At 36.2% G+C, this 15030-nt stretch carries 9 protein-coding genes; 3 read left to right on the forward strand and 6 right to left on the reverse strand.

Annotated features, from left to right (window positions below; all coding sequences use genetic code 11):
* Positions 1-62 precede the first annotated feature (62 nt).
* Genes P176_RS0100795 through P176_RS0100805 form a run of 3 tightly spaced genes read left to right on the forward strand, consistent with a single transcriptional unit; the run spans position 63 to position 9990 of the window.
* A complete protein-coding gene (locus tag P176_RS0100795) occupies positions 63-7106 on the forward strand; it encodes a gliding motility-associated C-terminal domain-containing protein (protein ID WP_197022120.1) in 7044 nt (2347 codons plus the stop codon).
* A gap of 13 nt (positions 7107-7119) precedes the next feature.
* Positions 7120-8040 (forward strand): type IX secretion system membrane protein PorP/SprF, encoded by a 921-nt coding sequence (locus P176_RS0100800; RefSeq protein WP_026752919.1) that lies wholly within the window; start codon positions 7120-7122, stop codon positions 8038-8040.
* A 12-nt stretch (positions 8041-8052) separates the two neighbouring features.
* Positions 8053-9990 carry an OmpA family protein gene (locus P176_RS0100805; RefSeq protein WP_026752920.1) on the forward strand — a complete coding sequence of 646 codons (1938 nt, stop codon included), beginning with the start codon at positions 8053-8055 and terminating at the stop codon, positions 9988-9990.
* Between the two features lie 669 nt (positions 9991-10659).
* Here P176_RS0100805 and P176_RS0100810 read toward each other — a convergent pair.
* The 6 genes from P176_RS0100810 to pyrR form a co-directional block, all read right to left on the reverse strand.
* The gene (locus P176_RS0100810; RefSeq protein WP_026752921.1) at positions 10660-11151 is read right to left on the reverse strand and encodes a CAP domain-containing protein; all 492 of its coding nucleotides are present in this window, start codon (positions 11149-11151) and stop codon (positions 10660-10662) included.
* A gap of 192 nt (positions 11152-11343) precedes the next feature.
* Positions 11344-11991 (reverse strand): pyridoxamine 5'-phosphate oxidase, encoded by a 648-nt coding sequence (pdxH, locus tag P176_RS0100815; protein WP_026752922.1) that lies wholly within the window; start codon positions 11989-11991, stop codon positions 11344-11346.
* An 88-nt stretch (positions 11992-12079) separates the two neighbouring features.
* Complete coding sequence (locus tag P176_RS0100820; protein ID WP_026752923.1) at positions 12080-12988, reverse strand: ribonuclease Z; 909 nt, start codon at positions 12986-12988, stop codon at positions 12080-12082.
* 84 nt (positions 12989-13072) lie between these two features.
* Complete coding sequence (locus P176_RS0100825; protein WP_026752924.1) at positions 13073-13405, reverse strand: hypothetical protein; 333 nt, start codon at positions 13403-13405, stop codon at positions 13073-13075.
* Between the two features lie 4 nt (positions 13406-13409).
* Entirely contained in the window at positions 13410-14339 is a 930-nt protein-coding gene (locus P176_RS0100830; RefSeq protein ID WP_026752925.1) for an aspartate carbamoyltransferase catalytic subunit, read from the reverse strand.
* A gap of 37 nt (positions 14340-14376) precedes the next feature.
* Positions 14377-14916 (reverse strand): bifunctional pyr operon transcriptional regulator/uracil phosphoribosyltransferase PyrR, encoded by a 540-nt coding sequence (gene pyrR, locus P176_RS0100835; protein ID WP_026752926.1) that lies wholly within the window; start codon positions 14914-14916, stop codon positions 14377-14379.
* Positions 14917-15030: the final 114 nt, after the last annotated feature.

Consider the following 15030-nt stretch of genomic DNA (forward strand, 5'->3'; position numbering starts at 1 on the left):
AGGTTAAAAAAATAATTTTTTTCAACAAACTAAATTTTAAGTGTATGGTAAACATTACTTACATGAAAACGCTGAATAGTTGCATTATTATGCTTCTATTATTATTGAACTTAGAGGGCTTTGCACAGGGTCCCGCTGTTTTTACTTGTGATGGCACTGCTTTATATCAGACTATCAGTATTGAAGAGAATATACCAGGAGTTGGTAGCCAAGGAGATTTCATTTTCTACAGCGTAAATCCATCGACAGGAGAATTTACTTTTGTAAATAACTTATCTGTTGACGATGATGGTGGAGCCGATGGAGATACAGCGATCTCTGGAAATATAAATTCGATTGGTTTTAATCCTATTGACGGATTTATTTATGGCATCAGTACAAACTTGACACCTATATTGTATAAAATCTCTCCTAATGGATACGTACAGAATCTTGGAAATATTTCTGGACCATTAGCAAATGTCAGTGGAAAGCAAGCCGGTGTTATTGATCAAAATGGAATATATTACGTTACAGGCAGTTCTCAAAAGCTTTACAGCATAGATTTATCGTCGTCACCTTCGCCAGGAGACATTATCACATCGACATTTTTATTCAATACAGGAAAAGCAACTTCTGATATCGCAATCAACCCAATCAATAATTTAATATACGGTTGGGATGAAGGAACAAAGCGACAATTATTTACAATAAACACAAATAATGGTGATATTAGTGTCATCGGTCCAGCTGAAGCAACAAGCCAATATAGGGTTTTTGGTGCCTTATATTTTACAGCAGGAGGACAACTAATTGGGTATGGTGATGACGCCAATATTAATGGTTTTAACACTCAAGAAACCTTAGTACAAATAAATGTTGATACAGGTATTCCATCATTTATTGCTACTGGAGAAAGTGTTAACTCTAACGATGGAACATCTTGCCCTTATGGTTTAGAACTTTTTAAAGCTGCTCCCGAAAATGTTAGTTTAGGTGAAGAGTTTACTTATACTTTTACAATTTATAATGCCTCTGGAGTTCCATTAACTAATTTAGAATTTATTGATAACTTGATTGATGGCATTATTTTTACAACAGATCCTTTCAATATAACAAATAACTTGCAGATTATAGGAAGCACGGAGGGTCTAACTTCGGCTAACCTGACAATCAATGAAGTACCTATAGGTTTTAGCTCATTCCAGATTAATGTAACTACGGACTGTTCTACAGAGAATATGGTTATAAGTAATCAGGCGACTTTATCCTCTGATGTCCTTACAGTAACCTCGGATGACCCACAAATGGCAGGTGTAACAAATACCACCATTACAGACATTCAAGATCCAACGATCAATGTTCCAGATCCTTTAGTTATAGAGGGATGTGATCTCAATGTAATTAATGAGGATAATGCCTTATTTCCATTTACAACAACCCAGTCTAACGATATAAAAGACATTTTTAATACGGTTTCAGATTATACAACTACAGCTCCACAAAACATTGAGAGCATCACTTATATAGATGAGATTATTGATGAAAATAGTTGTCCTAAAGTGGTCAATAGAAACTTTAGCTTAACAAGTACATGTGGTGCCGTAACAGTAATCACTCAAGTCATTAATGTTACAGATACTGTACTACCAATTATTTTAGAGTCTCTTCCAGAAGATGTCACCGTAGAGTGTGATAGCATTCCTGAAGCTCCTGTTTTAACAGCGGAAGATAATTGTAGTATTATTGAAGTGATTTTTTCAGAAAACGTAATCGCTGGAGAATGTGAATTTCAACAAACTATTGAAAGAACGTGGTCTGCGACTGACGACTGCAATAATACAACGTCCCATACGCAAATAATTACAGTACAAGACACTACAGCGCCTGAGGCTCCCGTTGCACCAGAAGACATCACTTATGAGAACGTTGATCCAAACACTATTGATCCTGTAACTTTAACAGCGATTGATAATTGTTCTGGAGATATTGAAGCAGTGTCTGTGGACACCATAGATGACTCAGACCCTAGTAATATTATTATTATTAGAACATGGACTTTCGTTGACGACTGTGGTAACAGTTCTTCCGTATCTCAGACCATAACAGTAATTGATGATCTATCATTTGCATGTGATGGCACGGTATTTTACCAAACCATTCAGATTAATCAGGATATAGAAAACGTTGGATCAGCAGGTGATTTTGTACTTTACCTGGTAAACCCTAGTGGCGATTTTTCATTTTTTGCTAATTTATCCGTAGATGATGATGGTGCTGGTACAGAAGATGAAGCCATAGTGAATACTATTAACGGTATCGGGTTCAATACTGTCGATGGTTTGATTTATGGTGTTGATTCTACAGCTGATTACCTTTATAGAATAAAACCAAATGGATATGTAGAAAATCTGGGCATTGTTTCTGGCCCTATTTCCAATTCAAGCAATTATTCTGGTACATTTGACAATGATGGGACTTACTACGTTTTTGGAAGTAACGGAAATTTGGTAAGTATTGATTTATCCGGTGAAGTCAATCCTGGAGATCCTATTACGTCAACGTTTCTTTATGATTTAAATATTGATTCTCCGGACGTTGCAATAAATCCTTCAGATTTTAAAATGTATGGCTGGAACAGTTCTACAAGACAGTTGTTTAGAGTTGATCTCACCAATGGCAATGTAGAAATCATAGGCCCTGCTGCTAATACCAGTAATTACTTTTCTTTTGGTGGTATGTATTTTACCGCGAGTGGTCAATTATTTGGCTACGGAAATGATACCACAGTTGGTACTCCAGGAAACTCTCAAGAAAGCGTAGTTCAGTTTAATTTAACTACAGGTGAGCCAACAACTATTGGAATTGGCATTGAAGTTACAGCAAATGACGGTGCGTCTTGTGCCTTTGGTTTTGAGCTTTTAAAAGATGCTCCTAACACTGTTGATTTAGGACAAATATTTACCTATACCTTTACAATTGCAAACGCCACAAATGATAGTCTAAATGATTTAGAATTTATTGATGACCTGATGTCTGGCCTCACCTTTACTTCTGATCCTTATAATATCACAAATGGGATGTCTATTGAAGGGACAACAGATGGTCTTACATCTGCCAACCTAACAATTGGCAATATCCCTACAGGTTCTAGCACATTTCAAATTGATGTGGTTACAGATTGTTCTATTGAAGGCGTAATTAGTAATCAGGCCACTTTGTCCTCAGAGTTTTTGACGGTGACTTCAGATGATCCTCAAACCTCAGGAGTAACCAATACAACAGTTACACAAATTACAGATCCTACCATTAACGTTCCTAATCCTTTAGTTATTGAGGGTTGTGATATTAGTGTAATCAACATTGAAAGTGCTGTCTTTCCTATTAGCACAACAATGTCTGATGATGTCAAAGACGTTTTCAATACTGTGACCGATTACACAACTAACGCTCCTCAAAATATCGAAAGCATTACCTACATAGATACCATCGTTGATGAAAATAGCTGTCCTATAGTATTGAACAGAAATTTCACATTAACAAATACTTGTGGAGCTGTAAGCGTTATCACTCAAGTTATAAATGTAACCGATTCAGTTTTACCTTCCTTTATCGAAAGTCTACCGGCCGATGTGACCCTAGAATGTGGAAATATCCCAGAGGCTCCTGTATTAACTGCTGAAGATAACTGTAGCGATGCAAACGTTGTTTTTTCTGAAAATATCGTCTTACAAGATTGCGGACAAATTGTAGAAAGAACTTGGACAGCAACTGATGCTTGTGGAAATACTAGAATTCATACACAAACTATAACAGTTGAAGATACCACTGCTCCCGTAGCACCTGATGCTCCAGAAGATATCACTATTGAAGGTACGGATATTGAAGATGTACCTTCTGAAAATTTAACAGCTCTTGATAACTGTTCTGGTGAAATTGAAGCTACTCCAGTTGATACTGTAGATGAATCAGATCCTAATATGATTGTTATCATTAGAACGTGGACGTTTGTAGACAATTGCGGAAATAGCTCTTCTGTATCGCAAACTATAACCTTGGTAGATGATCCATCCTTTGCTTGTGATGGTACAGTATTCTATCAAACTATCCGAATCAATAACAATATTGAAGGTGTAGGTTCTGCTGGTGACTTTATTTTATACTTAGTAAATCCTAGTGGAGAATTCTCTTTCTTTGCTAACCTATCTGTAGATGATGATGGAGCAGGAACTGAAGATGAAGCGCTTGTAGATTCAATTAATGGGATCGGTTTTAACACTGTAGATGGATTATTGTATGGTGTAGATTCTACTGATGATTACCTATATCGTATCATGCCAAATGGCTATGTACAAAACTTAGGTGTGGTTACTGGACCTATATCCAACTCTAGTAATTACTCTGGAACGTTTGACAATGATGGAACCTATTATGTTCTAGGTAATAATGGAAGTCTGGTGAGCATTGATTTATCTGGTGAAGTTAATCCGGGTGACCCTATTACATCAACCTTCCTTTATAATTTAAATGTAAACTCTCCTGACGTTGCGATCAATCCTTCAGATTTTAAAATGTACGGATGGAACAGTAATACAAGACAATTATTTAGAGTAGACTTATCAACAGGTGATCTTGAAATTATAGGCCCTGATGCTAATACCAGTAACTACTTTTCTTTTGGAGGTTTGTATTTCACGGCTAGTGGTCAATTATTCGGCTACGGAAATGACACAAATGTTGGAAGTCCAGGGAATTCTCAAGAAAGTGTTGTACAGTTTGACTTAGCAACGGGTATACCTACCACTATTGGTATTGGCCCTGAAGTAACAGCAAATGACGGTGCGTCTTGTGCTTTTGGCTTTGAATTGTTAAAAGATGCTCCAGCAACTGTAGATTTAGGCCAAGTGTTTACTTATACCTTTACTATAGCTAATGCAACTAACGGCATCTTGAATGATCTTGAATTTATTGATGATTTAATGTCTGGTCTAGTGTTTACTTCAGATCCTTATAACATCACTAACGGCATGTCTATAACAGGTACTACAAATGGTCTTACCTCTGCAAACCTTACCATCGGTAATATTGCTACAGGATCAAGTACCTTCCAAATTGATGTCGTTACCGATTGTTCTATTATTGATGGAATAATTAGTAATCAAGCTACGCTATCTTCAGAATTTTTGACAGTCACATCAGATGATCCTCAAACTGCTGGAGTTACAAATACAACGGTTACTCAAATTACAGATCCTACAATAGAGATCCCTAATCCTTTAGTTATTGAAGGTTGCGATACTAGTGTTATTACTGTTGAAAATGCAGTGTTCCCACTTAGCGAAACAATGTCAGAAGATATTAAAGATGTATTCAACACGGTAGACGGCTATACAGCTACTGCGCCTCAAAATATTGAGAGCATTACGTATATAGATACTATTGTTGACGATAATAGCTGTCCTATTATAGTTAATAGAGTGTTCACCTTGATTAATACATGTGGCGTTTCTACTGAAATCACACAAGAAATAAACGTTCAAGATACTGAAGCACCAACATTCACGGTTCCAGATGATATTACGATCGAATGTGACGATGATGCAACATTCTTAAGTTTAACTGGAGATGTAACCGATGAAGCAGACAACTGTACAACAGATTTGGAAGCAACCTATGTTGACGCCTTCCAGGAAACAGATTGTGCAGGTGCAATGACCATTTTAAGAAGTTGGACCTTAACAGATGACTGCGGAAATGAAACCACTTTGGTGCAAACCATTACTATGCAAGATAGTGTTGCCCCTATGTTTACCGTTCCTGCAGATGTAACTCTTGATTGCGATGTTGACGTTACCGACCTTTCCATAACAGGAGATGTTACCGACGAAGCAGACAATTGTGCTACTACAGGCCTTGACGCTGTATTTACAGATGAAATAGAACAAGGTGAATGTGCAGGAGGTTCTGTTATTACAAGAACTTGGACCTTAAGTGATGGTTGTAACGAAACCACTATGGTTCAAACCATCACCCTTATAGATGAAACCGCGCCTACATTTACAGTTCCAGAAAGTATTACTGTTGAGTGTGACGTAGATATCACAGACCTTTCGGTAACTGGCGATGTTACAGATGAAGCTGATAACTGCGCTGCAGATATTGAAGCAACATATTCCGATGAAGTTGTAAATGGAGATTGTATTGGTGAGTCTATCATTACAAGAACTTGGACCTTAAGCGACGGTTGTAATGAAACCTCTCTTGATCAAACTATTACTGTTCAAGATACCACTGCGCCAGATCTAACTTCAGAATATGAATCTGAAGTCACCGTGAACTGTGCAGAAGTTCCTGAAGTTCCAGAATTGACATTTCAAGATAATTGTACTAACGACGTTTCTGTAACCTTTACTGAAAACTCTACAGATGATGGTACCGGTGGTGATTATATAATTATTAGAGAATGGTTAGTTAGCGATGATTGTGGTAATGAAACTTTATTTACTCAAACCATTACTGTCAATACAGATGGTGATTCCATCACTGTTGTTGAAGGAGAATCTATTTGTATTGGAGACGACTTTAGTTATGATCTCTTCAATTTACTCGAAGGAGACGTTGATCAAGGAGGAACCTGGACTACCACTAATACCGATATTATAATTGATGGTAATTTCTTTAATCCTTCACAACTGTTAAACTTAGACGGTAGCGCAAATACTGAAGATGTAGGAGATTATACATTTACCTATACCTACGATGGTGCTTGTTCTGGTAGTGTTACAGCAACGCTTAACATAAATGATGACTGTATTGTTTTACCATGTGGTAGAGATGATGTTGTTATTTCAAGAGCTGTAACTGTTAATAACGATGGTGTTAATGAAACCTTCACTATTACAGGAGTTGAAACTTGTGGATTCGCTTTTGAGGTACAAATCTTCAATAGATGGGGTGCCAAAATCTATGAGAACAATAACTATGAGAATGATTGGGGTGGCCAAGTATCTGATGGATCTATTGGAAGCTCTGGTCTTGTACCAACAGGAACATACTATTATGTTTTAAATATAAAGAATAGTGGATTTGAGCCTATTGCAGGACCAATTTACGTATCAACTAAATAAATCTTAGCCTATTATGAAATTAATAAAGTTTAGTATCATAGCCGTCATGCTCCTTAGTGGGATGACGAGCATTGCGCAACAACTTCCGCAGTTTACGCAATATATGTACAATACCATTTCTATAAATCCGGCTTATGCAGGTAGTAGAGAAACATTAAGTGTTGTAGGATTACATAGAAGCCAGTGGGTTGGTCTAGACGGAGGTCCAACCACCCAAACGTTATCTGTACACGCTCCTCTGCGAAATGAAAAGGTAGGGTTGGGAGTCTCTTTCATCAACGATGAACTTGGATATCAAAATTTTCAATACCTCTATGCTGATTTCTCTTATACCTTAAATTTAGGAGAGGAAGTTAAATTGGCATTCGGTTTAAAAGCCGGGTTTACAGGATACAGCCTTGATGGTGATTTTCAGTCTTCAGAAGGCCAAGTAGATCAAGTGATTTTTGGCTTTGAAGATCGTTGGAAACCCAACATAGGTACGGGACTATATCTTCATACAAATAAGTGGTATTTAGGATTATCTGCTCCAAGAATTTTAAATACAGATTATACAGGTAATGATGATTTTCAGTCTTTAGAGCGTATTAGTTATTACGCAACTGCTGGTTATGTGTTTGATATTGGTAATGACGTTAAATTTAAACCTGCCACATTACTCAAACTTACCAATGGAGCACCACTCTCTTGGGATGTTACCGCAAACTTTTTGTTCTTTGAAAAATTATGGATTGGTCCAGCTTATAGAATGAATGAAAATGCTGGGGCTTTTGGAGGCATCATTGACTTTCAAATTTCAAAACAACTGCGTGTAGGTTATGCTTATGAAAATCCTACATCAGACCTTAGACCTTATACAACAGGTACACACGAAATATTGCTAATGTTTGAATTATTCAAAAGCAAACGTATTAAATCACCTAGATACTTCTAAAAAACAGCTCATATGAAATCAAAGTTTTTACTCTTAATAATATTTGCGCTTAGTAGCACATTTATGATTGCCCAAGAAAAACTAGCAGATAAGTTTTTTAGCAATTATGGTTACGCAAAGGCGACCGAACTCTACGAAGAAGTCCTTAAAAAAGGAGATACCTCGATAAATGTCTTAACGCATTTGGGAGATTGTTACTACAATAATTCTAAATCTGAAAAAGCAGCATTTTGGTACGGTAAAGCCTTTAAAAAATACGGGAAGAATAAAATCAATCCTGAGTACATGTACAAGTACGTACAGTCCTTAAGAAGCCAAAACGATTATGAAGAGGCTGAAAAATGGATGAAAGAATTCATGATAATCCAGAACGATGATACTCGTGTAGAAGATTACAATACCGAAAATATTTCTAAATATGAAGAACTTGAAGATCCTGAAAAAAATCGCGTGGTAAAATTAAAAAACCTTCCGTTCAATTCTAAATATTCAGACTTTGGCGCTTTTATTCATGACGGACAGTTCTATTTTGCTTCTGCTAGAAATACAGATAGCAAAAAACTGTATGGCTGGAACGAAGAGCCTTTTTTAGATATCTATCAAGTAGAAGTTAGTAAAGGTATTGATTCTACAACTTACGGAGCTCCAGATTTTATACCTGCCGAACAAATAAATAGTAAATACCATGAAGCTTCTGTTGCCATAACAAATGATGGAAAAACAATGTATTTTACTAGAGACAACGTTTCTGGAAGAAATAAATTAGATTATGATAAAAAAGGAACCACACACCTTAAAATTTACCAAGCTTCTCTTGTTGATGGACAATGGACTTATTTAATGGAGTTACCCTTCAATGATGACGTGTTTTCAACAGGTCATCCTGCATTAAGTCCAGATAATAAACAATTATATTTTGTTTCTGATAGAGATGGTGGCTTAGGCAATACAGATATTTATGTAGTTGATATTGCTGAAAACGGAAAATTCTCTAAACCGAGAAATTTAGGCGATAAAATCAATACCGAAGGCAGAGAAATGTTTCCTTTTGTTAGTAAGGACAGTACCTTATACTTCTCATCTGACGGTCATTTGAATTTAGGATTATTGGATATTTTTAAATCTAACATCCTCAAAGATGAAAATGCCATGCCAGAAAACATGGGTGCACCTTACAATAGTGGCTATGATGATTTTGCCTATTTCAATGATGCAGAAGTTGTAGAAAGCGAAAATGGATATACCGGTTATTTTTCTTCAGATAGACCTAACGGAAAAGGAAGCGACGATATTTACGGTTTTGACACTAGGTATTGTACCAAAGTGATCAAAGGATTTTCACGCTTAAGTGTAGACAATACTATTTTAGGTGGCGTTAAGGTTCAATTGATCAATGAGGTTGGAAAAGTCATCTCAGAAGTCGTTACTGGAGATGATGGCGCGTATGAGTTTGATGCAGAATGTGAATCGAAGTACACTCTAATTGGCACGCTTAAAGATCATAAAAAAGACCAAAAAGAAATCACTACAGATGGCTCAAATGATCCAAATGTTGCGGCAGATCTCTTTTTAGAGCCTCTAATTAATGATAATCAAATTGTAATCAATCCTATCTTTTTTGATTATGATAAAGCTGAAATTAGAACAGATGCTCAATATGAATTAGAAAACATCGTAGATGTGTTAAGAGCGCACCCAGAAATGGTAATTAGAATCGAATCTCATACGGATAGCCGCGGACGTGATCTGTACAATATGAAGCTTTCAGATGAACGCGCTGTTGCAACCAGAGACTATATTTTATCTAGAGGCATTGCTCCAGAACGCATAGAAAGCGCCATAGGTTTTGGTGAATCACAATTATTAAATGAATGTTCTAATGGCGTAAAATGTACTGAGGAACAACACCAAATGAATAGACGATCTTACTTCTATATTTTAAAGGAATAAGATACAACCTAATAATAACTGAATATCAAAGAAGCAGGCTTAAGAGCCTGCTTCTTTGTTTTTGAACATATCCAAAAGAAGGAATAACATCATATAGTAACGATACCTATTGCTGTTATGTTATAGCAGTAACAATACTCTGAGATTGCAATTCTCTAATCAACAAGCTGTCCCCTAGTATTTGACAACATAATTCCTAAAGTCTAAACAACTCAACCATCACTTCATTTAGTATACTTGATTAATTTAAATTCAGCAACGTAATTTTCGGCGATCATAATCCAGAATAAAAGACCTAGACTCTCAATTAATTAGCATCCAATCTACTACGACATACAGGTCTTAATAGAGGATTACATCTTTAAAATTGAATAAAGATACTAAGCATTAGTTTCTAAACAGAAATCCCTCTCCTATTAACTGAATAAAGGACGTCTGTCCTACTTATCTTTCAGAATTACACCAACTAACAAGTACTACAATATCAACATGAATACCATTTTCCGAAGTTGATTGGAATACTTAGAAATTTGTAGCCTAACTTATTTTAAATATCCCATAACCACCAATATTGATTTCAACTTAAAAAGGGTCAAGGGTACAATAAAAAAAAGAGCCACAACTTAATGTTGTGGCTCCTTAACGATAGGGATTAGGTTGATTAAATTTTCATTTCATGAAGATATTTGTAAAATACCATTTGCCATCGGCATCAAGTTCTGCTGAAACATCACAATAGGTAAAATCACCTTCAATATTAAGTCGGTGACCTTCACTTCTAAGCCATGCATTAACAACGCTTTCTGCTGAACTAAAAGCGTAAGCCACATTTTCTGAAACTACGGTAGCAGAAGCATTTTGAACAAGACTATTTTTACGTAAAAAGAAATTATCGTGAGATACATGATTAGACTCAATCATATAATCTGTATGGGTAAAAGCCACGGCTTTTATTGTATTATGACTATTTAAGGCATTTAATCCTAGAGCTAAACGGTGTTCGTTAATCCGCTCTATAATCTCTATCTCAATTTCTTTAGCTGTAGGTGCAGCTGGAAGATCGATAGTATTAACTTCATTCTCAGATAAAGGTTCATGTGAACATGAAAACGAGAGCATAGCCAGTAAGGCCATGGTTAATAGCGCTTTAGTAGGTTTCATAAGTAGGTTATTTCAATTTGGTGATACTAAAGTAGTACGCCAATCTTCAATAACCTGTTAACAAAGTGTTAAAATCGATAAACAACATGTATTTCGTCGATTTTTTATGTCAAACATCGATGAAATACAATTTCGTGATCCTATTTTAGGTAATTAAACCTCAAAACATTACTCTTTATCGGTTTTTTTGTCTCATGGTGACAAACGATCAATTTTCCAATCTAAATTGGATTGTTTCAAAAACCTTAGGCGATCGTGCAAACGGTTAGGCCGTCCCTGCCAAAATTCAACTTCTATAGGTTCTACTATAAAACCGCCCCAAAAGTCTGGTCTAGGTACCTCTTTACTATCATAATCCTTCTCTAAGGCCATCAATTTTTTCTCTAACACTTCCCTACTCTCTATAACCTCGCTTTGTTGAGATGCTAATGCTCCTAATTGGCTGCCCTTAGGTCTCGAATGAAAATACTGATCACTTTCCTCTGCCTTCACTTTTTGTGCCTTTCCTTTAATAATGACTTGTCGTTCTGCCTCAGGCCAGAAAAAAGATAAACAGACATTTGGATTTGCTGCAATAGCCTTTCCTTTTTCACTTTCATAGTTAGTGTAGAATACAAAACCTTCCGCAGAAAACGATTTGAGAAGCACTACCCTACTTTTAGGGTAGCCATCAATACCAACTGTATTTAAAGTCATTGCGTTGGGCTCTCCCACTTCAAAATGATGATCTACTTCATGAAACCATCTCTCAAAGAGCGCAAACGGGTTATCACCCACATTATCTTCTAAAAGCTCTTGTTTTTCATAAGATTTACGGTAATTACTTAAATCTGTTTTCATAGCTATTTGATTTTTATATTTTAATGCTCTAGCCTGTTTAATTTCAGTGTCAAAGTGAAGGAGAGCATTCAATAGTGGTCACTAATGGTTATTCTATTAAAAATTCCCTCCCATCTAGCGCCAGTTCCACTTTATTAAAAATAGTTTCAGCTTCTTCCTTAAACGGCTCAAAACCATTATATCGAGTTGAGTAATGCCCTAAGATAAGCAGGCCTACCTCGGCTTGTTTGGCAATTTCAGCTGCTTGCTTGGCAGTACTATGCTTCGTTGTTTCTGCTAATTCCTTATTTATATCGAGAAAAGTAGATTCGTGATAAAGCGCATTGACGTTCTTTATAATTGGCACTACCCGCTCGTTATAAACCGTATCGCTACAAAACGCGTAACTTTTTGGAGGCTTTGCAGACTTGGTTACAGTGTTGTTCTTAATGAGTTCTCCTTGATTATTCTCAACATCATAACCTTGCTGAAGCTTTCGGTAATAAGCAACATCAATATCATTCGCCTCAACGGCATTGATATCTAATCTTCTTGGCCCTATTTTTTCTTTAAACAAAAATCCATTGGTGTAAACACGATGCTCTAAGGGAATGGTGTGTACCTCTACCTGGTCATCTTCATAGATCATTTCCGAAGTATGAGAAGAAAGTTCATGAAAAACGAGGTTATAATTGGTCCACGACTTAGCCAATTTCATTTGAAGCGTGATGACTTCTTTGAGTCCTTTAGGAGCATATATATGTAAATCTGCATCTCTGCTCAATAAGTTAAAAGTTGAGACCAATCCTGAAAGACCAAAAACATGATCTCCATGTAAATGCGAAATGAAGATGTGCTTGATACGCCCAAATTTAATTTTTCGTCGCCGCAACTCTACCTGGGTACCTTCTCCACAATCTATTAAAAACGTATGCTTTTTAATTTCCAATACTTGCGAAGTGGTTATAGAGCCTACTTTTGGTGTTGCGCTGTGACAACCAAGTATGGTAAGTTTCATCTTGTAATTCGTTTTAATTTATTCTGAAACGTGAGCAAATCCTCATGCTTATTAAGACATAGGTTTAAATATAGCCTGCTAAAATTAAAAGCCTAAATCACGCTCCATATCTTCCATTTCAATCACATCATAAGCTTCCTTTACTGTTGGAACTACAATGATCTCATCTGGCATTTTGTCTAAATCTGCAGAATCAGAAACGACTACAAAGCTATGATTTGCACCTCTATGATTATTACTCAATTGCAAAAACTCTACTATAGAAGCAACATCTGCTTGTTTTAGCGTATTTATATTTACAATAATATTGTTGTTTTTAAACGTGTCATAAGAACTTTCAATACGTTTAACAAAGTCAATAAGACCCAACTTTTCTTGAGTTATAATTACGGTATTTTCATTTTTGTCTATAATCATGATATTATCGTTTTATTTTTGATGCCAAAAGGTAGATAACAGCCATCCTAATGGCCACACCATTTTGAACTTGATCTAAAATAATGGCCTGATCTGAATCGGCAACATCACTTGTAATCTCTACCCCTCTATTGATGGGACCGGGATGCATGATGGTTATTTTTTTATCTAATGAATTCAGGAGATTTTTATTAAGTCCGTATTGTTGTGCGTATTCTCTCGTAGAAGGAAAATAACTAATATCCATGCGTTCATTCTGAACCCTTAGCATATTTGCAACATCACACCAATTTAATGCTTTTCTTAAATTAGTTTCTACTTTTACACCTAATGTACCAATGTATTTTGGCAATAAGGTTTTAGGGCCACATACCATAACATTGGCACCTTGGAGTTTAAGTGCATAAATATTGGATAGTGCTACACGGCTGTGCAATACGTCTCCAACTATCACGACGTTCTTACCCTCTACAGACCCCAAACGTTCTCTAATCGAGAAACTGTCTAATAAAGCTTGTGTAGGATGCTCGTGTGCTCCATCTCCAGCATTAATGATACTAGCTCCTATATGATTAGAAAGAAATACTCCCGCTCCAGGATTAGGATGCCGCATTACCACCATATCTACCTTCATAGATAAGATGTTATTAACGGTGTCTATTAAAGTCTCTCCTTTTTTTACTGAGGATTGTGATGCCGAAAAATTAATGACATCGGCAGAAAGCCGTTTTTCTGCAAGCTCAAAAGATAGTTTTGTACGTGTAGAATTCTCAAAGAATAAATTGGCAATAGTAATATCCCTAAGTGAAGGTACTTTCTTAATGGGTCTATTGATCACTTCTTTAAAATGATCGGCCGTTTCAAAAATCAACTTGATATCAGCCTTGTTTAGATATTTTATCCCCAGTAAGTGGTCAACACTTAATTCGCTCATTGTTTATGCTTTAAATGTGTGTCTAAATTGGTATTACTCAACTATGAATCAAATAAACTGCATCCTCTCCTTCGTTCTCCATCCAATTCACCTTTACTTTCTCCTCGTTTATGGCGTCTACTTGACGTCCTCTATAGTTGGGTTGAATAGGTAAATGTCTGCTAAATCGTCTATCGATCAAGGTCAACAACTCAATTTCATTGGGTCTTCCAAAAGATTGTATGGCAGTTAGCGCTGCTCTTATGCTTCTTCCTGTATACAGTACGTCGTCAATAAAAACAATGTTTTTATCTTCTACAACAAAATTGATTTCTGTGGTATTGGCTTCTAATATTTTTTCTCCTCTTCGGAAATCGTCCCTAAAAAAAGTAATGTCTAAATGACCAAATTGAATGTTCTTAATCTTGTAGTCTGTTTTTAGGATTTGAGCCAAACGCTCGGCCAAAAATTTCCCTCTAGGCTGAAGACCTATCAGTACAGTATCAGAAAAATCGCCGTGATTCTCGATAAGCTGACACGCCAATCGGTGAAGAATGATATTTATTTCCTTAGCATTAAGCAGTACTCTTTGACTCATATGTAACAGCAACCTATTTGCATAACAAAGTTAGTTTAAAATTATGTGTTTGCAATGGTTTTTCTAAGACCACATGTCAAGAACTCTAAATTTGTAAACGTTGTTATCGGTAAT

It is taken from the genome of Sediminibacter sp. Hel_I_10 (genome assembly GCF_000688335.1).
GTDB lineage: Bacteria > Bacteroidota > Bacteroidia > Flavobacteriales > Flavobacteriaceae > Psychroserpens.